Source organism: Allobosea sp. GW821-FHT03A12, assembly GCF_058986765.1.
On record NZ_JBYSVZ010000004.1, the window covers coordinates 108,527 to 124,401 of the forward strand.

Consider the following 15,875-nt stretch of genomic DNA (forward strand, 5'->3'; position numbering starts at 1 on the left):
CCATCACTCCGCAGCGATCGAGTAGCGGGTGATGTCATCGCTGGAGGCGATGCGGGCGAGGCTGGCGTCGAGCTTGGCGATGCAGCCGGCGAAGAAGGTGCGGCGGTCTTCCATGTCGATCCGCGCGCACTCCATCATGGCGTGTTGGGCGCGATCGGCGGTGGTCACGCCGGGCCCGGTCAGCGGGTGGATGTCATAGGCTTCCCGCTTGGGACCGAGAGCCTGGTAGAGGCCGGCGCAGAACCGCGCGGTGGCGCTGAACAGCTGGTCCTCGGTGAATGCGGTTGAAGGTGAGCCGGTGTGCATGGCGCTCTCCGTTGATGGAGAGAACCTAAGTTGGAGATTTCCAACTGTCAATAGGAAAGTTGGAAATCTCCTACTGACAGTAGATGTCAGGGGTAAGGACCTGATTCGACTCGACTTGGGGTGCGGCTCATGCCCAGAATGAGAACGTAAGCAGAACAAAGAGGCTGCTACGCACAGGGCAACGCAACCAGAGTTCGGAGTACCAGGTGATGCCGGAAGACGTGGGAATTCGTGCGAGCTTCAAGCTCCACTATCGCTGCACCAACTGCCAAAAGAACGTCTTCCAGCGCCTGGATGTCCCGGACGTGGACGACGCGCCGTGTGACGTCGAGGAGCTGCTCGACAGCGCTTTCCTGCGGAACGTCCGCTACACCTGCGAAGGCTGCGAGAGCTTCATCGGCCGGCTGATCGCCGTAACTGTCTGGAAGTGCGAGGAGATCGCAGCATGAAGCCATGGCACGCAGGTTTGCCCGAGGCGACCGAATACAGCTTGTTTCCGCCGGCGGGGCAGGTTCTAGCCTGGACCGCAGACAAGGAGCGCACCAAAGCGCGGCTTCGCGAGGTATTTCCGGAGCTGAAGTTCGCAATCACTGATATCAGCCTGGGCCCGAAGCCAGTGGTGATCCCGATCTTGGGCGAAGCAGGTGAGGGCGGTCGCGGCATGTACGCCTCGCCCCCGTCTCGACGGCGGCATGATGAGATCGAGGCGGCATTGAATTGCATGGCTGTTGATTGAAAAGAGGCGGAGCCGAAGCCCCGCCCCTCTGTTTGACGGTGCCGTCAGGCGGCAGGCGGGATCTCGGCGTAAACCTTGCCCGTCTTGATCTCGCTGATACGACCCGGGTTCACGTCGAAGTCGGCCGCGATCCGATTCAGGAACTCACCCCGAAGGATGCGGTTCTTGATGATCGCGGCGTCATCGGCCGAGAGCTTACGAGAAGGAGTGCGAGTGCCGCCGCGCGGCTTCCTGCGGTCTGCCATGGAGGAGCTCCTGGTTTTGGCAGCCAAGGACCATCTTGCGTGCGGAAGCCAAATCAGCCTAAGACGAGGCTGTGGTTGAGCTCCACACGACCAGCGCCGGTCGTTCAGCGCTGGCACCGTTTCTACTGAGAATGGCCTAGGGTTGCAGCCCTAGGCCTTTCTTGTTTCAGGCGATTCGGCCGGAACAGACGGTGAATGACGTTGGGCCGCGCGGTCAACGCCTTCGCGGAGCGTGATCCACCTAAACCCACATATCCACAGCGGTTGCGGGCGAGTTTTGCCTTTTGTTCCGGCGGTTCCTAGAGGAACTCCGCGACTAGGCGCCGAACGATGGCGATGATCTCAACGGTCACGCCGTCATCGGCCAGGCTGTCGCGCTTGATGATGATTGGCTTGTGGCGCGGGTTGGTCGACCGGGGATGGAACTCCATCCGGTCCTCGTAGATCTCGAGCTGCTTCACCGACCATTCGCGCTCATGGCCGCCGTGACGGGTACGCTCGACGACGACGATCATGCCGTCGCGCAACGGGAAACGATCCGCGATGTCCTCATAGGCGAGGGCAGAGAGGCGGTCGCCATCTTGGATAGGTCGCGGCTTCAGCGCATTCATGCTGTCGCCTTCGACCTCGAAGCCGAGGTGGCGAGCATGGGGGAAACGCGGGTCACGCGTGTCGACGAATTCCTCCGGCTCTTCCCAGTCGCCGAGATCCTCGATTGAGATGAACTGACCAGCCTTCACCTTGCCGGCGATCTTGACCGGCACGAGCTCGCCGAGCGTGACGGGGTGGACCGTCGACTCGGCTGGTTCACTGTCCGGGGCCTTGGTCGCCGGCGCCTTGCCGGACATCGCCGCAACGATCGCTTCTGACGTGGTGTCGAGCGCGATCGCAAGCTTCTCGATCGAGCGCCCCTGAACCGACTTCTTTTTGTCGATCAGGATATCGTTGACGAAGCTCCTCTCCATGCCACCGATCTTGGCGGCCTCGAACGCATTGCGTCCGGTTACGGCCAGGCGCTGCTGGGTAAATTCCTTGAGGCTCGACATGTTGGAAATATCCCACATGTCGCGGCGCGAATTCGAGTTGGAAATTTCCTCTTGTGAAGTAGGATTTCTCCAACTATCTTCCTCGCCATGGAAGCCGAACTCAAGCGCCACCTTCTTCTCCTGGTCGAGGCCTACGCCAATGCTGCCGGCATGGGCGTGACGACCGTCTGGCGTCAGGTCTTCAACGACCCCGCCTTTCACGAGCGGCTCCAGTCCGACAGCACGATCACGCTGCGGACCTATGACCGTGCAGTCGGATGGTTCGATCGACAATGGCCGCAGCCCTTGGCTTGGCCGGTCGACGTCCCGCGCCCGGCGGCAAAGCCGGAGGCCGCCTGATGTCCGACCAGCAGATCACGAGCTACATCCAGCGCGTCCAGCGGCTCCAGGAGGAGAAGCGGACGATCGAGGACGACATCAAGGAGGTCTACGCCGAGGCTCGTAGCAATGGCTACGACGTCAAGGTGCTGCGCGCCGTCGTCAAGCACCTCGGCAAGGATGCCGATGAGGTCGCCGAATTCGATGCGATCTTCGATCTCTACCTTCAGTCCTTCAAGAACGGCCTCGCGGGCGCAGGCGCGGGACGCGCCACGCATGCGCATGAGCAACGCAACACCTCCCCCGACCTTTCCCCCGCAGCCCAGAACGAAGGGGCGGCCGGTGCGAGCCCGGGAAAAGTGGCATCTGACAGCGCGGGCGGTGCGGACATAGTCCCCGCGCAAGGTGCCAAATTCGTCACGCAAGCCGGCGCGGGGGAGAGTGTGCCAGCAACCGCTGATCCTGCGCCGGCTGCGGACGCCAAGCCATTCGCCAGATTGCTGCGCCATCAGGACTGCCGGCCTCATTGCAAGAAGCCCGACGCCTGCGGTTCTGCCACACTGGACCATTGCTTCACCTGCAAGCAGGCGCTCGCCGCGTCCGAGCGGGAGGCTGCGTGATGTCACGGCCTCACACGATGCCTGCGGCGGTTCTTCCGCATCGGCTGGCGATCGGGCTGGCCGAAGGGCGGCGCGATGTCGCTGGCGGGGCTTCCCGCCGGCAGGCGCGCGCCCATCGCGCCGCCCGCATCCGGATCGTTGTCGTTGGCGGCCATCCGGTCGCTTCGGCGGACCGCCAGCTTCTCCATAAGCCGGCGGCCCTCGAACCCAGTCAGATCCCATTTCACGCGACGCAACTCCCGCAACTCGACTGCGGCTGAGCAGTCGCAGTCGAGAACCGTTCCCGCGACGGGACAGTTCCAGGGCCGATCCCAACACCTTCGAGGCTCAGATGATGCAACGAGACGAATGGTTCTTCCGCTTCAAGACCGCAACCCGCGCGCTGATCAAGATGATCGGCACGATCGAGGACGCGGCTATCGTCGCCGGCGTGTCGAAGTCGGTCATGCACCGCTGGTCGTCGACCACTGATGCCGACATGATCACGATCGCCGCGGCGATGAAGCTCGAGGCGGAATGCGGCGTGCCCTGCGTGACCGAGGCCATGGCGGCCCATGGCGGCATGTCGCTAGTCAAGCCCGATGGCTCGGCGCCGCCCGCCTGCATGATGACGGCCTTCGGTGGTGTTGCGGATGAGTTCGGCGATCTCGCCATCCGCGTGGCCGAGGCGCTTCGTGATGGGAACCTGTCGCCCAACGAGCATGTCGCGATCAACGACGCCCTCGCCGAGCTGGTCGAGGCCTGCAATCGAGCCAAGGGTACCAGTGCCCGGCTTCGCGCCGTTGGAGAGCGGACATGAGAGCGACGCCCGGCTGCATCACATGGGGCCGCGTGGACGGTCGTCTCGTCGCCGTTGCAGTCCAGACCGTGACGGGTGGTCCGACTTCGCCGCGCCCCATGACCGAGGACGAGAAAGCCGAGGCAGTTCGCCGCTGCGAGGCCGGCGAGAGCTACGGCCAGATCGCCGCCGCGTTAGGCACTAGCCGCAACGCGGTCGCTGGAGTGATCTTCCGCGCAAAGCAAGCCGGCAGGCAGATCGACCGGCCCGTTGTGCGTAGAAGCCCCGCGCCGCGTGCGCCGCGGCCTGAGCCGGTGCTGGTGCGGCCCAAAATCCAAGGGGGCGCGCCATATTCGCCGCTCTCAGTCGCCTTCGGAGATCTGGCCGCGCATCACTGCCGCTGGCCGCTCTGGCCGAACGACGCTGCGGCGGCAGACAAGCGATACTGCGGCAGGCCAGCAGTGCCCGGCCAGCACTACTGCGCTCATTGCAGCAGCCTCAGCTACTCGCCGGCCTACACCCGCGAGATCGACCGCAAGCTCAACCTGAAATCCTTCGCTCGGAGGGTCGCATGATCGTGCTTAAGCGCAATCCCACTCCTCCTGGCTGGGCTGATCGCTGTCCGCCCCTCGACGAGAAGCTTGATCATCGCGGCTGCCGTGATGCGCTCGCTCTGTTCCGCACCGGCCTCGACAACGTCGAGATCGCTTGGCGCCTCGAATGCACCCCGGCCGCTGCCGCCAACGGCATCGCCTCGGCTCGCGAGCAGGAGCGGAGGGCGGCGTGACGCGTATCGCTCTCCAGCCCGATCCCTTTGCCAAGGGCGCCTCAGTCCGCGTCATTGCCGGCGAGCATGCCGGCAAGCGCGGCACTGTCCAGCACGCCTATCGCGGCCGCCCCTGCGGCCTAGACCGCATCTATGTCGAGCTCGAAGGCGGTCAAGAGGGCTGGTCGGTCGCGCTCAGGGTCGAAGAGCTGGAGGCGTTGCGGTGACATTATCGCTCCAACTCGTCGCGGATGTTCATCAGCCGAATTGCCAAGCCACCAGCTCGTCTGCTGGCTTCATCCAGATCGGTTGGATTGGGCGACCGCTTCGAGAGCCGCAACACGGTTGGGTCACTAACCACACCTCCCGCTTCGTTCTCAGCAAGGAAAATGGAGATCGAATCGAAGTCTCGCTCGAACTCGCGCCATTGCTGACGAAGGGGTCCATTCACCAGCGCCGCATAGACATCAGGTCGACGGGCCTCAGCATTTTCGATGAGGCGCTTCCTGTTCCGTCTGTCTTCATCGCTGGTTCCTGTCTGTTTCGCACGCTCGACGTGTTGGATCATGATGAGAACCGCAAACGTGTATGCATCAATTGCTCCGATCGCCCGGCCAAGGGCGATTCGCGATGCTTCCTCCTGAGCAGCTGTCGATGCCGCCAAGGAAGCGCGCGTCATTTCGTTATCCTCCGAAAGTGCCTTGAGTTGCCGCAGGATGAAGTACAGGCCGATGGCTCCCACAAGGAAGCTCAAGGCGGTTTGAAAGGAAGTTTGATAGCGATTGAGCCAGAACTCGATGCAGCCGTTTGCCTCGCCGATTTTCATCGCGGCACGCTTGTTGATGTTCGCGCACGCAAAGCCGGCCTTCTGGATCGCGAAAATCATCACTGCCGCGACGACGGCTGCAGCCCCGCCGAGCGCGATCGTCTGCCACTTCTTCATGCCTATCCCCCCGCGTGCATTCTAGCGGCGCGTTCGCATTTGGCGAGGGCTGCATGAGCGCGCCCTGGCTCAAATTCTATCCGTCAGATTGGCGCGCCGATCCCGCACTGCGCATGTGCTCTATCGGCGCCCGCGGCCTCTGGATGGAAATGCTCTGCGTGATGCATGAGGCAACGCCACGGGGCGCGCTCGTCATCAACGGCAAGGCTCTAGCCCCGCGTCAGATCGCGGCGTTGGCGGGCTGCGCGTTGGACGAGGCCGAGTCGATGATTGCCGAGCTTGAAGACGCGGGTGTCTTCAGCCGCGAGAGTGACGGCACGATCATCAGCCGCCGGATGCAACGCGATGCTGAGAAAGAGGCGCGGGATAAGGCCAACGGCAAGACTGGCGGCAATCCGAACCTCAAAAGGGAAAAGGCGGGGGTTAACCCCCAGTCCGACCCAGAGGATAAAGCCCAGAAGCCAGAAGCCAGAGACCAGAAAGATATTCCTGAAACCAAGAGCTCTACGACCAACGTTCGGTCGGTCGACGAACCGACGCGACCAATGCCGGCAGGAGATTTTGAGGAATTCTGGAAGGCCTATCCCCATCGCGGCGAGGCCTCGGACCCGAAGAAGCCGGCGAAGGAGAAATTCGACAGAGCCGTGAAGCGCGGTGCCGATCCGGCGGGCATCATCGCTGCCGCCAGTCGCTTCGCCGAGATCGAGCGCAGGGCAGGGCGCGCCGGCACCGAGAAATGTGCCCAGGCCGTCACCTGGCTCAATCAGGAGCGCTGGAATGACTACGCCGCCCCGTCCGCCGGAGCCGGTCAAACCGCGTCGACGTTCTTCGTCGCCAAGGGCAGCGACGAATGGGACGCCTGGGCCCGCCACCGCGGCAAGGAGCCGATCTCCAAGTTCTATCCCGAGCACCGCCTGGACGGCTGGTATTTCCCCTCTCGCCTGCCTCCCACGATCGAGAAAGCCGCCTGATGGCCCGCAAGAAGCACAACCGCAGACAGGGCAAGGCGAAGAAGGCGATCATCAAGGCCGCGGCCAAGGAGCCGGGGCCGCGGGAGCGTCGTGAGGTCATCACGCTCAACCCGGCGCCGGAGCTCGACCTTAGGCCAGAGACGAAATGGTTCGTCGTCTTCACCGGTCCGCGCGCCGAGGCGAAGGCGATGGCCGGGCTTGAGGAAGCAGGCTGTGCGGTGTTCTGGCCGAGCTCTCACAAGGTGGTCACGGTCGGGAAGCGAACCACGTTCGATGGCGATGTCGCGACCTTCGCACGCTATCTGTTCGTGAGCGGGCCGCTCATGAGCTTTTCGGCCGATGCCGCCCCCGCGAACAGTCGCCAGTTCGTCGTCAAGGGCAAGCCGATCGGCGGCATCTTCGACATCGACGGCATCCTGGACGTCGTCTCGGATAGAAATGGCTGGGTGAGGGTGCCCAACTTCGCCCTGCGCGCGATCGCGGACTATCAGAATGGTGTCCGGCAGCCCGCCCTCGAAGAAGCGGTCCCGGCGTTCAAGCCGGGCGATGACGTCACGATCATCGAAGGGCCGTTCATGTCGCTGCAGGCTAGCATCGTCGACAGCATCGGCCTCGATCAGGCTAAGGTGCTGATCGAGGCCTTCGGGCGGAGGACAGTTACAACGATCTCTATTGCGGCATTGCGGGCGGCGTAGCATCGTCTTCCATGACGGACGGAGATGGCTGTGGGGTTTGTTTCCAAACACGAAGACGAATTGGAGCGCCGGGGCGGACAGGCCAATTCAGCACTGCCACGTCGCATTCAGGATGCACTTGATGGCCTCGGATGCTCTGTCGGCGCGTTTACGAAGTCGCCGATCTCGTTCGACGATGCTGCCGAGAGTAAGCTGGATAAGCTGCTAGGCGACCTGGACGCGGCTTTCGCAGCGCGGGCCGCGGCTTTCGACAAGGTCAAGACCGACGCCAAAGCCGGCGACAAAGCTCTGAAAGCGCATGCGCTTGTCGCTCAGCGCGCCGACGAGCTTGTGTTGTTCCTGGTGCCATTTGTTCGTCAGATGAGTGGGGCGCGTCGAAGGCATTGGGCGCGAATTGTTGAGCAGATCAAAAACTTTCGTTTTTTGATGTGAGACCTTGCGCCGATTGCAGCCATATGGCAAATGATGTTCACGGATTGTTCGGCGCGTGTGCTCGCCTCGGTTGATGCTCCCCGAACCCCGCGCCGCCTCACTGGTGGCATAGTGCGAAGCTTTGCCCGGCGACTGCGGATGTACCAGCGCAAGGGTGACAGGAGCCCGGCCTTAGCAGGTCGGGCTTTCTCGTATTCAGAGTTCGACCGGCAGTGGGGAAGGACCTGCCTGAGATGGCCCCGAAAAGGGGGAGCCGGTGTCGAGCCCGGTCCGGTCGTTCGACTAGAAGTAACGAAAAACGGCGATCAGCACCGCGAGCATGAGCAGCGACCACGATAGACCCCGCACCTGCTTCTGGAGATCTTCGACGCGTTTGAGCAGGGATGTCGTATTGAGAAGGGCGTGAGCGACGTCCTGTCTGCTGTGCGCGATCAGGACATCACGTGTTGCATCATCGAAGGCATACTCTTGCTGCCGGGGGCCATGGAGCCCGAGTTCGCTGAGAAAAGTCTCTCGGGCGATGACGTAATTGTCCTTGTTGTCGCCTTTGATCCCTAGCGAGTGCTGTGCGCGGAGGGCCACCTCAATGGCCCGGTTTGTCGCGTCTTGCATGATCCCCCTCCATACGTCTCTCAGAGTGAACCATGACCGAAGCTCAGATCAAACATATGGTCAGCCGCTTCCTGATGTGGAAGCTACCCGAGGGCTTCAATCCTGATGGCGGCATCAGCTTTCAGCGGGAATTCAACACGAACACCGCGTACCCCGCCAAGCATGAGCCGTCCGGCACCAACCTCCTCGACGCGGCCGCGGCGACGGCGATGGTCCGCCATATGATCGAAGAGCTTCCTCTCGACGCCGATGCCGGCTGATCGCGAGCCAGGAGCTTCGACAAGGCCACAGCCTCCGAGCATCCTGCTAGATCTCGAACACGGCTCGCAGTTTATTCCCGCTCCTGAGATTGTCGAATGGGCGCGCCAGACATTCATCGAGGACGGCGCTTCGCTACAGAACCCTGAGCACGGCCATCTTCAGTCTGCATCGATCGGCGCACTATGGACGAATGTCGCCAACAGCCGGAGCGGCCGCGCCATCGTAGGTCAGTGCGAGCTCGGCGACCCGATGGCGATGGGGAAGTGGGCGAAGGCCAAGGCACGCATCCAGGTCGTGGGTTGGTTCGGGCACATCCCGGACTTCATCCTGACCTTCGATACTGCCTATGCTGATCAGTGCAGCGACATCGAATGGTGCGCCTTGGTCGAGCATGAGCTTCTGCATGCGGCGCAGGAACGCGACGCTTTCGGTGCTCCGAAGTTCAGCCCGTCCACGGGCAAGCCGGTCTGGGCCATGCGTGCTCACGACGTGCAGGAATTCACCAGCATCGTCCGTCGCTATGGCGCAGACGCTGCTCATGTCCGCGAGTTCGTCGCGGCCGCCTGTCAGCCTCCCGAGATTGGAGCATCGAGCGTCGCGCATGCCTGCGGCGTTTGCCTCTCGCGAGCAGCATAGGCGCCTAGACGGGGTTTGACGCCTCAATGGCTGGTCCGAAGCTGTCGGATGAGGCGAAAGCCTTCATCATCCAGAGCCTGGCGTGTTTCGATGGCCTCGCTGTCGTCGTCGCGGCCGTCAAGAGGGAGTTCGGCGTCGAGATCAGTCGGCAACTCTGCGAGAGCCATGACCCGACCAAGAAGGCCGGGGCGAAGCTCGGAGAGCGCTGGCGCGTCCTGTTCGAAGAAACTCGCAAGGCGTTTTTGGAGGACACGGCCGGCATCGCCATCAGCCATCGCGCCGTTCGCCTCCGCGCGCTGCAGCGGATGTCGGAGAAGGCCGAGACACAGGGCAACATGGTACTCGCCGCCAGTCTGCTGGAGCAGGCGGCCAAGGAAGTCGGAGACAGCTTCACCAATCGGCGCGAGCTGACAGGCAAGGATGGAAAGGACCTCCCGGCGCCCGCGGCCCCGGTGACGATCTTCCAGCTCCCCGACAATGGCAGGGGCTGAGAAGGGGCAGGGCGCCCCGAAGGTCATCAGGCCGCAGGCGGGGCCACAGACGCAGTTCCTCGCCAGCCCGGCAGACATCGCGATCTATGGAGGCGCGGCCGGTGGCGGCAAGACCTGGGCGCTCCTCATGGAGCCGCTGCGGCACGTCGCCAATCCTGAGTTCGGCGCGGTGTTCTTTCGCCGGACTCTGGTCCAGGTCCGCAACGAGGGCGGCCTCTGGGACGAGAGCGAGAAGCTCTATCCCGATCTCCGGGCTTCGCCGCGCAGCGCGCCGGATCTGCAGTGGAAGTTCCCGAGCGGGTGCACGGTCAGCTTCGCGCACCTAGAACACGACAAGACGGTCCTGAACTGGCAGGGCTCGCAGATTCCGCTGCTCTGCTTCGACGAGCTGACGCATTTCAGCGCGAAGCAGTTCTGGTACATGGTCAGCCGCAACCGCTCGATGAGCGGCGTGCGGCCTTACATCCGGGCGACTTGCAATCCCGACGCCGATAGCTGGGTCGCGGAATTCATCGCCTGGTGGATCGATCCGAACACCGGCTTTGCCATCCCGGAACGCGCCAGCGTCCTGCGCTGGTTCGTCCGCATAGGCGACAAGATCATCTGGGCCGATCGTCCGGAGGAGCTCGCCGGCTACACGGCGCCCGACGAGAACGGCGTCGACAAGCCGATCCCACCGAAGTCGGTGACGTTCATCCCAGCCAAACTGAGCGACAACCGCGCGCTCATGTCAGCCGACCCGGGCTACATCGCCAACCTCATGGCGCTGCCAACCGTCGAGCGGGAACGACTGCTCGGCGGCAACTGGAAGATCAGGCCTGCGGCCGGTCTACTGTTCCAGCGTGGTTGGTGCGAGGTCGTCGACGCTGTCCCGGCCAAGATCGTGCGCTGGATGCGCGGCTGGGACCTGGCCGGAACGCCGAAGGTCGAGGGCAACGATCCGGATGCCACGGCCGGGACGAAGATCGGGCTGCTCAGCGATGGCCGATACATCGTCGCTCATCACGTCAGCGACTGGAAATCACCGTCAGGCGTCGAGACGCTGATCAAGAACACCGCGACTGACGATGGCCGCGAGGTGCATATCTCGCTGCCGCAGGACCCCGGCCAGGCTGGCAAGTCGCAAGTCCAGAACCTGACGAAGCTGCTCACCGGCTTCGTCGCGCGGGCCACCCCAGAATCCGGCGACAAGGTCACACGGTTCAGCCCGTTCTCGGCTCAGGCCGAGGCGGGCAACGTCCTCGTCCTGCGCGGGCAATGGAATGAGCAGTGGTTTTCGTCCCTGGAGGGGTTTCCCGAGGCGGCCCACGACGATGATGCCGACAGCACCAGCCGGGCCTTCAACGCCCTGCTCGATAGGTCGCGCTTCACCCTCGCCAATGTGAGCTAACATCGCATGCCGCTGACCTCCGACACGCTCGTGAATCTGATTTCCGGGCTGGGGACGGTCAGGGACAAGTCGACCGGGAACGCCTTCGCGCTGACGGTGCTCGACAAGAGCGCGCTCGATGCCGCTTATCGGGGAGACTGGATCGCGCGGAAGATCGTGGACGTCCCGGCCTTCGACGAGACGCGGGAATGGCGCGACTGGCAGGCCGACAAGCCGCAGATCGAGCTGCTCGAGCAGGAGGAAGCCAGGCACGGCGTTCAGCGCAAGGTCGCGCAGGCCCGCAAGCAGGCCCGCCTCTATGGTGGCTCGGCCATCTTCATCGGTGACGGTTCCGCCGATCCGATGACGCCTCTGGTGCCGGAGCGCATCGGCAAGGGCGGGCTGAAATACCTCAACGTGTTCAGTCGGCATGAGATGGTCGCTGGCGAACTCGATCAGGACCCGCTGTCGCCGTTCTATGGCGAACCGATCAAGTACTCGCTGGCCGGCAGGACTGCACTGGTCGATATCCATCCCTCGCGGGTGGTGCGGTTCATCGGTGCGGAGATCCCCGATCGGGTCCTCGCCTTCGATGGTTGGGGCGACAGCGTCTTGCAGGCGGTGAACGACGCCGTGCTGCATGCCAGTTCGGCGAGCGCCACGATCGCGGCGCTCCTGCAGGAGGCCAAGGTCGATATCGTCAAGGTTCCGGGCTTCATGGAGAGCCTGGCGACCGAGGAGTATCGGTCCCGGATCCTGCAGCGCTATTCACTGGCGAACACCGGTAAATCGATCACCAACACGCTGATGCTCGATGGCGACGAGGAGTGGAACTCCAAGCAGATCTCGTTCGCCCAGCTGCCGGAGATTCTGAACACCTATCTGCAGATCGCCTCTGGTGCCGCGGATATCCCAGCCACCCGGTTGCTGGGGCAGACACCCGGCGGCCTTCAGTCGACCGGCCAGAGCGACATCCGGAACTACTACGACCGGATCAGCGCGGGCCAGAACCTCGATCTTCGGCCGGCGCTGTCGCGCCTCGATGAGGTGCTGATCCGCTCTGCCATCGGCAGCCGGCCCGACGACGTCCACTACACCTGGGCACCGCTCTGGCAGATGACCGAGGTCGAGAAGGCTGACGTCTTCAGCAAGAAAACGAAGGGTGTGAAGGACCTCCACGATACGGGCTTGGTTCCTGATCAGGCGCTGGCCCGCGGCGTGCAGAACATGCTGGTCGAGGACGGAACGTTCCCGGGGCTCGATACGGCGCTCGACGAATTCGGGGACGAGCCTGAAGACAAGGAAGCTGAGGCAGAGGCGCAGCGGCGCCAGGCTGAACAGCAGGGAGGTACGCAAACCGGCGGCGCCCCTTTCGTCGGTGATGCCTACGATCCGAACCAGCCGCGGGGTCCAGACGGACGCTGGATCGATGCCGGCACTCGGATCATGAACGTCGCTGCACTGGCTGGCCAGAATGTCGCCGCGCATGCAGTCTTCGCTCCGGTCAAAGCTCCAGCCGCGCTGTCAAAGCTCATAGGGCAGGATGTTCGCGGCTTCCGGCACGCGATCAGCAACCAAGCCATCGCCCACATGAAGACGCGGCATCCCGATCTGACCGCGGCAGATTTCAAGCGGCTGCCTCAAATCGTTCGAGGGCAGCGGACGCTGTCACAGGATCGCGGCGTCAACGGCGTGCCGCGCGTGCTCTACCGAACCTCAATCGAGGGCGTCCGCTATGGACTGGTCGTGGAGGTTCGCCGTCGGGCCAAACGGCTCGACGCAATCACGTTCTATCGGATTTGAGAAAATGGTCGCTGCCTCATGTGCCTGCCGAAGCAGTCCTTGGGCGTACGTCCGAAACGGCGCGACCTGTCGCTAATATAGGCGAACGCGCCGTGAACATCAATGTCCAAGCTTGGATGCGAGCAGCGCGGACGACAAAGCGCCAGCGGGTCGAACTGAGGCCGATCTCGTCTACGGTTGCCTTTGAGGAGGCGCTGCGGCTGGAGACCGTCCGTATCCTTCGAGAAGCCGCCAGGCGCGTCGTCGCTGAGGTCCTGCCGGCGGCGCTGTCCGCCAAGGCCCAGCTGATGCGCGATGACCTGAATTGGTTCGAGCGCGCCATGCGGGCGCTGCGCGATTTCCTAGACGGGGCAGTCGAGGGCGCCCGGGCGGAGTGGCGGCGGGCCTTCGAGACAGAGGACGCCCGCCACTCGCGCCGCTTCAACGAGGCGATGCGTTCGGCGATCGGGATCGATCTCGGCTCGGTCGTGATAGGCGAGGGGATCGAAACCCAGCTGCAGGCCGCGGTTCAGCGCAATGTCTCGCTGGTACGCGGGCTGACCTCGGATGTCGCGAAGCGGCTGGAGGCCAAGCTGCTCGATGCTCTGACCAAGGGCCTCGCCAACCGCGAGATCGAGAAGGTCATTGCCGCCGAATTCGGCATCGCCCGCCGGCGCGCCGCACTCATCGCTCGGGATCAGGCCGCCAGCTTCAACGGCGACCTGAACCACATCCGCCAGCAGGCCATGGGCGTCACCGAATACGTCTGGTCGACGAGCATGGACGAGCGGGTGAGGGGAAACCCGGACGGGCGGTACCCGAATGCCCGGCCCTCGCATTGGGACCGCGAGGGCAAGACGTTCCGTTGGTCAGACCCGCCCAGCGATGGGCACCCCGGCCAGCCGATCAACTGCCGCTGCACGGCGCGCGCGGTCATCGAATTCTGAGACGCGCAGGGGCGCTGAGTGAACCTCCCGCATGACAGGCGGGGCAGGGCGCGAGGCAGGGCCCTGCCGACGAGGGATCGCGGGCGGCCTTGTCACCCGTTCGCCCCTCCGAGTTTCGCCCGCGAGGGCTCCGAGTGCCAATGCCCCCTGAGTGGCTGGGGGCTAGTTGCCTGCCAATCCCCGGTCTCGGGCAGAGCAATGAGATCAGAGGCCGGCGCGCACGGCGACTGCAACAGCAGGCCACAAGCGCGAGAATTCGCCCGAACGGGCAAACGAGGGTGCCTCCCGTTAGCAAAGCGCGGGCGCCGGAAGGTCGGGATGCTGCGTCCCGTCAGGCCAGAACAGTCCAACTGGAGCATCCATGCTCTTCACCGACAAGATCGCCTTGTCCGGCACGCGCCGGACGGGAGACGGCTATCTCGTGGCTGATGCCCGCGTCGCCCGAACCGGCATCCAGATCTATCTCGGCCGCGAGGTCGGGAAGCCTGAGATGGAGCAGGTGAGGGTGTACCGGCCGGAAGCCGAGGTCTTCAGCGACAAGGCGCTGGCCTCGTTCGCTCATCGCCCGGTCACGAACGACCACCCGGCCGAAGCCGTCGGCGCCCGCAACTGGAAGCAGCACAGCGTCGGCATGACTGGCGGCGACATCGCCCGCGACGGCGAGTTCGTCCGCGTGCCGATGACAGTGATGGACCAGGTCGCGATCGATGCCGTCGAGGCAGGCAAGCGCGAGCTTTCCATGGGCTACGCCTGTGATCTCGATTTCACCGCCGGCACGACGCCTGCCGGCGAAGCCTACGACGCCATCCAGAAGAACATTCGCGGGAACCATCTCGCGATTGTCGCCGCCGGCCGCGCCGGCCCTCAATGCCGCATCGGGGACTCCTGGGCGGCTCCTCCTGTCAAGGAACCTCCCATGACCCTGAAGACGGTTACCGTCGATGGCATCCCGATCGAAGTGACCGATCAGGGCGCCACCGTGATCACCACGCTGCTGGGACGCCTCACGGACGCGAAGGCGGCGAGCGACAAGCTCACCAGCGACCATGCGGCCGCTCTGGCGGTGAAGGATGCCGACCTCGCCAAACGCGATGCCGAGATCGACGCCCTCAAGGGCAAGATCGTCGACGGCGCCGCGCTCGATGCGCTCGTGCAGGCCCGCGGCGACCTCATCGCCAAGGCGAGGGCCATCGCGCCCGACGTCGTCACCGATGGCAAGACCGACGCCGATATTCGCCGCGCCGTCGTGGTCGCCAAGCTCGGCGACGAGGCGATCAAGGACAAGGCAGCGGCCTACATCGACGCCCGCTTCGACATCCTCGCCGAAGACGCCAAGCCCGGTGACCCGGTCCGCGGCGTCATCAAGGACGGCGTCCACCAGATCGATCGCAAGCCGGCTGACACCGCGCACGCCGCCATGGTCACCAGTCTCCAGGACGCCTGGAAGACCCAGACGAAGGGAGCCGCCTGATGCCCGCGATCCAGACCACCTACAGCGCCACCCACGCCCGTTGGGTCGAGGGCCAGGTCCTCAACATGGAGGACGCCACGATCGTCACCCGCCTCGCCGAAGATGCCGAGGGCATCGGGTTCGGCAAGGTCGGTGTGCAGGGCACCGCGGACAACCAGGTCGTCGATTCCGAGGCGACCGTGAAGTTCGTCGGCATCGCCGTGCTCGACATCACCCGACCCACTGGGAAGTACGAGCAGTACGACAATGTCGCCCTGATGAAGAAGGGCGTCATCGTCGCTCAGGCCTCGGTCGCGGTCGCCGTCGGTGACCCCGTCTACTACGTCCCGGCGACCGGCGTTCTGACGAATTCCGCCTCCGGCAACACCCAGATCGTCGGCGCCCAGTGGGACACCAGCACTTCCGGTGCCGGCCTCGCCGCGCTGCGCCTCAACACGCCCTAAGGAGCGT

25 protein-coding genes are annotated in these 15,875 nt (G+C 64.1%); 19 read left to right on the plus strand and 6 right to left on the minus strand.

The features are described 5' to 3' along the window. Positions 1-3 precede the first annotated feature (3 nt). A complete protein-coding gene (locus AC3WLC_RS14640) occupies positions 4-306 on the minus strand; it encodes a hypothetical protein (protein WP_493684665.1) in 303 nt (100 codons plus the stop codon). Positions 307-515: 209 nt separating this feature from the next. Here AC3WLC_RS14640 and AC3WLC_RS14645 point away from each other — a divergent pair, with 209 nt between their 5' ends. Both AC3WLC_RS14645 and AC3WLC_RS14650 read left to right on the plus strand, forming a co-directional pair. After that, positions 516-755, plus strand: coding sequence for a hypothetical protein (locus AC3WLC_RS14645; RefSeq protein WP_493684666.1), 240 nt, complete (start codon positions 516-518; stop codon positions 753-755). Beyond that, positions 752-1,042: a hypothetical protein gene (locus tag AC3WLC_RS14650; protein WP_493684667.1), complete on the plus strand. Its 291-nt coding sequence runs from the start codon at positions 752-754 to the stop codon at positions 1,040-1,042. Before AC3WLC_RS14645 ends, AC3WLC_RS14650 begins: the two co-directional genes overlap by 4 nt. Positions 1,043-1,086: 44 nt before the next feature. On the opposite strand, the gene AC3WLC_RS14655 is transcribed toward AC3WLC_RS14650, so the two are convergent. Together AC3WLC_RS14655 and AC3WLC_RS14660 are read right to left on the minus strand one after the other, a co-directional pair. Further along, positions 1,087-1,287 (minus strand): hypothetical protein, encoded by a 201-nt coding sequence (locus AC3WLC_RS14655; RefSeq protein ID WP_493684668.1) that lies wholly within the window; start codon positions 1,285-1,287, stop codon positions 1,087-1,089. 299 nt (positions 1,288-1,586) lie between these two features. Continuing rightward, positions 1,587-2,444, minus strand: a complete 858-nt coding sequence (locus AC3WLC_RS14660; protein ID WP_493684669.1) for a S24 family peptidase — start codon at positions 2,442-2,444, stop codon at positions 1,587-1,589. Between AC3WLC_RS14660 and AC3WLC_RS14665 the strand changes: the two genes are divergently transcribed. Beyond that, the gene (locus AC3WLC_RS14665; RefSeq protein WP_493684670.1) at positions 2,421-2,672 is read left to right on the plus strand and encodes a hypothetical protein; all 252 of its coding nucleotides are present in this window, start codon (positions 2,421-2,423) and stop codon (positions 2,670-2,672) included. The genes AC3WLC_RS14660 and AC3WLC_RS14665 overlap by 24 nt on opposite strands. Further along, entirely contained in the window at positions 2,672-3,271 is a 600-nt protein-coding gene (locus AC3WLC_RS14670) for a DUF2312 domain-containing protein (protein ID WP_493684671.1), read from the plus strand. Before AC3WLC_RS14665 ends, AC3WLC_RS14670 begins: the two co-directional genes overlap by 1 nt. Positions 3,272-3,273: 2 nt before the next feature. On the opposite strand, the gene AC3WLC_RS14675 is transcribed toward AC3WLC_RS14670, so the two are convergent. Next, on the minus strand, positions 3,274-3,459 hold the full coding sequence (locus AC3WLC_RS14675) for a hypothetical protein (RefSeq protein WP_493684672.1): 186 nt from the start codon (positions 3,457-3,459) through the stop codon (positions 3,274-3,276). A 146-nt stretch (positions 3,460-3,605) separates the two neighbouring features. Here AC3WLC_RS14675 and AC3WLC_RS14680 point away from each other — a divergent pair, with 146 nt between their 5' ends. The 4 genes from AC3WLC_RS14680 to AC3WLC_RS14695 are packed head-to-tail and all read left to right on the plus strand — an operon-like array spanning position 3,606 to position 5,042. Then, positions 3,606-4,070, plus strand: coding sequence for a phage regulatory CII family protein (locus AC3WLC_RS14680; RefSeq protein ID WP_493684673.1), 465 nt, complete (start codon positions 3,606-3,608; stop codon positions 4,068-4,070). Continuing rightward, a complete protein-coding gene (locus AC3WLC_RS14685; RefSeq protein ID WP_493684674.1) occupies positions 4,067-4,624 on the plus strand; it encodes a GcrA family cell cycle regulator in 558 nt (185 codons plus the stop codon). The genes AC3WLC_RS14680 and AC3WLC_RS14685 overlap by 4 nt, the downstream gene beginning before the upstream one ends. Then, positions 4,621-4,836: a hypothetical protein gene (locus tag AC3WLC_RS14690; protein WP_493684675.1), complete on the plus strand. Its 216-nt coding sequence runs from the start codon at positions 4,621-4,623 to the stop codon at positions 4,834-4,836. Before AC3WLC_RS14685 ends, AC3WLC_RS14690 begins: the two co-directional genes overlap by 4 nt. Beyond that, positions 4,833-5,042 (plus strand): KOW motif domain-containing protein, encoded by a 210-nt coding sequence (locus AC3WLC_RS14695; RefSeq protein ID WP_493684676.1) that lies wholly within the window; start codon positions 4,833-4,835, stop codon positions 5,040-5,042. The genes AC3WLC_RS14690 and AC3WLC_RS14695 overlap by 4 nt, the downstream gene beginning before the upstream one ends. A 2-nt stretch (positions 5,043-5,044) precedes the next feature. On the opposite strand, the gene AC3WLC_RS14700 is transcribed toward AC3WLC_RS14695, so the two are convergent. After that, the gene (locus tag AC3WLC_RS14700; RefSeq protein ID WP_493684677.1) at positions 5,045-5,758 is read right to left on the minus strand and encodes a hypothetical protein; all 714 of its coding nucleotides are present in this window, start codon (positions 5,756-5,758) and stop codon (positions 5,045-5,047) included. A 53-nt stretch (positions 5,759-5,811) separates the two neighbouring features. On the opposite strand from AC3WLC_RS14700, the gene AC3WLC_RS14705 reads away from it, so the two are divergent. The 3 genes from AC3WLC_RS14705 to AC3WLC_RS14715 are packed head-to-tail and all read left to right on the plus strand — an operon-like array spanning position 5,812 to position 7,856. After that, positions 5,812-6,729 carry an LvrA C-terminal domain-related protein gene (locus tag AC3WLC_RS14705; protein WP_493684678.1) on the plus strand — a complete coding sequence of 306 codons (918 nt, stop codon included), beginning with the start codon at positions 5,812-5,814 and terminating at the stop codon, positions 6,727-6,729. Next, positions 6,729-7,424 (plus strand): transcription termination/antitermination protein NusG, encoded by a 696-nt coding sequence (nusG, locus tag AC3WLC_RS14710; protein ID WP_493684679.1) that lies wholly within the window; start codon positions 6,729-6,731, stop codon positions 7,422-7,424. Before AC3WLC_RS14705 ends, nusG begins: the two co-directional genes overlap by 1 nt. Positions 7,425-7,448: 24 nt before the next feature. Next, on the plus strand, positions 7,449-7,856 hold the full coding sequence (locus tag AC3WLC_RS14715) for a hypothetical protein (RefSeq protein WP_493684680.1): 408 nt from the start codon (positions 7,449-7,451) through the stop codon (positions 7,854-7,856). A gap of 282 nt (positions 7,857-8,138) precedes the next feature. On the opposite strand, the gene AC3WLC_RS14720 is transcribed toward AC3WLC_RS14715, so the two are convergent. Then, complete coding sequence (locus tag AC3WLC_RS14720) at positions 8,139-8,468, minus strand: hypothetical protein (protein ID WP_493684681.1); 330 nt, start codon at positions 8,466-8,468, stop codon at positions 8,139-8,141. 32 nt (positions 8,469-8,500) lie between these two features. On the opposite strand from AC3WLC_RS14720, the gene AC3WLC_RS14725 reads away from it, so the two are divergent. The 8 genes from AC3WLC_RS14725 to AC3WLC_RS14760 all read left to right on the plus strand — a co-directional run bounded on the left by AC3WLC_RS14725 (position 8,501) and on the right by AC3WLC_RS14760 (position 15,868). Continuing rightward, positions 8,501-8,728 carry a hypothetical protein gene (locus tag AC3WLC_RS14725; RefSeq protein ID WP_493684682.1) on the plus strand — a complete coding sequence of 76 codons (228 nt, stop codon included), beginning with the start codon at positions 8,501-8,503 and terminating at the stop codon, positions 8,726-8,728. After that, positions 8,718-9,365, plus strand: a complete 648-nt coding sequence (locus AC3WLC_RS14730) for a putative metallopeptidase (RefSeq protein WP_493684683.1) — start codon at positions 8,718-8,720, stop codon at positions 9,363-9,365. Before AC3WLC_RS14725 ends, AC3WLC_RS14730 begins: the two co-directional genes overlap by 11 nt. A gap of 26 nt (positions 9,366-9,391) precedes the next feature. After that, positions 9,392-9,856, plus strand: a complete 465-nt coding sequence (locus AC3WLC_RS14735; protein WP_493684684.1) for a DUF2280 domain-containing protein — start codon at positions 9,392-9,394, stop codon at positions 9,854-9,856. Next, the gene (gene terL / locus AC3WLC_RS14740; RefSeq protein WP_493684685.1) at positions 9,843-11,246 is read left to right on the plus strand and encodes a phage terminase large subunit; all 1,404 of its coding nucleotides are present in this window, start codon (positions 9,843-9,845) and stop codon (positions 11,244-11,246) included. Before AC3WLC_RS14735 ends, terL begins: the two co-directional genes overlap by 14 nt. A 6-nt stretch (positions 11,247-11,252) precedes the next feature. After that, positions 11,253-13,028, plus strand: coding sequence for an anti-CBASS protein Acb1 family protein (locus tag AC3WLC_RS14745; protein ID WP_493684686.1), 1,776 nt, complete (start codon positions 11,253-11,255; stop codon positions 13,026-13,028). Between the two features lie 20 nt (positions 13,029-13,048). Further along, entirely contained in the window at positions 13,049-13,954 is a 906-nt protein-coding gene (locus tag AC3WLC_RS14750; protein ID WP_493684687.1) for a phage minor head protein, read from the plus strand. Positions 13,955-14,315: 361 nt separating this feature from the next. Beyond that, positions 14,316-15,425, plus strand: a complete 1,110-nt coding sequence (locus AC3WLC_RS14755) for a DUF2213 domain-containing protein (protein ID WP_493684688.1) — start codon at positions 14,316-14,318, stop codon at positions 15,423-15,425. Then, a complete protein-coding gene (locus AC3WLC_RS14760) occupies positions 15,425-15,868 on the plus strand; it encodes a structural cement protein Gp24 (RefSeq protein WP_493684689.1) in 444 nt (147 codons plus the stop codon). The genes AC3WLC_RS14755 and AC3WLC_RS14760 overlap by 1 nt, the downstream gene beginning before the upstream one ends. Positions 15,869-15,875: the final 7 nt, after the last annotated feature.

Coding starts and splice junctions, on each gene's coding strand:
- AC3WLC_RS14665 (WP_493684670.1), top strand. CDS start 2,421: ATGGAAGCCGAACTCAAGCGCCACCTTCTTCTCCTGGTCGAGGCCTAC.
- AC3WLC_RS14655 (WP_493684668.1), bottom strand. CDS start 1,287: ATGGCAGACCGCAGGAAGCCGCGCGGCGGCACTCGCACTCCTTCTCGT.
- AC3WLC_RS14730 (WP_493684683.1), top strand. CDS start 8,718: ATGCCGGCTGATCGCGAGCCAGGAGCTTCGACAAGGCCACAGCCTCCG.
- terL (WP_493684685.1), top strand. CDS start 9,843: ATGGCAGGGGCTGAGAAGGGGCAGGGCGCCCCGAAGGTCATCAGGCCG.
- AC3WLC_RS14715 (WP_493684680.1), top strand. CDS start 7,449: ATGGCTGTGGGGTTTGTTTCCAAACACGAAGACGAATTGGAGCGCCGG.
- AC3WLC_RS14650 (WP_493684667.1), top strand. CDS start 752: ATGAAGCCATGGCACGCAGGTTTGCCCGAGGCGACCGAATACAGCTTG.
- AC3WLC_RS14700 (WP_493684677.1), bottom strand. CDS start 5,758: ATGAAGAAGTGGCAGACGATCGCGCTCGGCGGGGCTGCAGCCGTCGTC.
- AC3WLC_RS14675 (WP_493684672.1), bottom strand. CDS start 3,459: ATGGAGAAGCTGGCGGTCCGCCGAAGCGACCGGATGGCCGCCAACGAC.
- AC3WLC_RS14745 (WP_493684686.1), top strand. CDS start 11,253: ATGCCGCTGACCTCCGACACGCTCGTGAATCTGATTTCCGGGCTGGGG.
- AC3WLC_RS14755 (WP_493684688.1), top strand. CDS start 14,316: ATGCTCTTCACCGACAAGATCGCCTTGTCCGGCACGCGCCGGACGGGA.
- AC3WLC_RS14670 (WP_493684671.1), top strand. CDS start 2,672: ATGTCCGACCAGCAGATCACGAGCTACATCCAGCGCGTCCAGCGGCTC.
- AC3WLC_RS14685 (WP_493684674.1), top strand. CDS start 4,067: ATGAGAGCGACGCCCGGCTGCATCACATGGGGCCGCGTGGACGGTCGT.
- AC3WLC_RS14705 (WP_493684678.1), top strand. CDS start 5,812: ATGAGCGCGCCCTGGCTCAAATTCTATCCGTCAGATTGGCGCGCCGAT.
- AC3WLC_RS14690 (WP_493684675.1), top strand. CDS start 4,621: ATGATCGTGCTTAAGCGCAATCCCACTCCTCCTGGCTGGGCTGATCGC.
- AC3WLC_RS14680 (WP_493684673.1), top strand. CDS start 3,606: ATGCAACGAGACGAATGGTTCTTCCGCTTCAAGACCGCAACCCGCGCG.
- AC3WLC_RS14720 (WP_493684681.1), bottom strand. CDS start 8,468: ATGCAAGACGCGACAAACCGGGCCATTGAGGTGGCCCTCCGCGCACAG.
- nusG (WP_493684679.1), top strand. CDS start 6,729: ATGGCCCGCAAGAAGCACAACCGCAGACAGGGCAAGGCGAAGAAGGCG.
- AC3WLC_RS14645 (WP_493684666.1), top strand. CDS start 516: ATGCCGGAAGACGTGGGAATTCGTGCGAGCTTCAAGCTCCACTATCGC.
- AC3WLC_RS14640 (WP_493684665.1), bottom strand. CDS start 306: ATGCACACCGGCTCACCTTCAACCGCATTCACCGAGGACCAGCTGTTC.
- AC3WLC_RS14725 (WP_493684682.1), top strand. CDS start 8,501: ATGACCGAAGCTCAGATCAAACATATGGTCAGCCGCTTCCTGATGTGG.
- AC3WLC_RS14735 (WP_493684684.1), top strand. CDS start 9,392: ATGGCTGGTCCGAAGCTGTCGGATGAGGCGAAAGCCTTCATCATCCAG.
- AC3WLC_RS14760 (WP_493684689.1), top strand. CDS start 15,425: ATGCCCGCGATCCAGACCACCTACAGCGCCACCCACGCCCGTTGGGTC.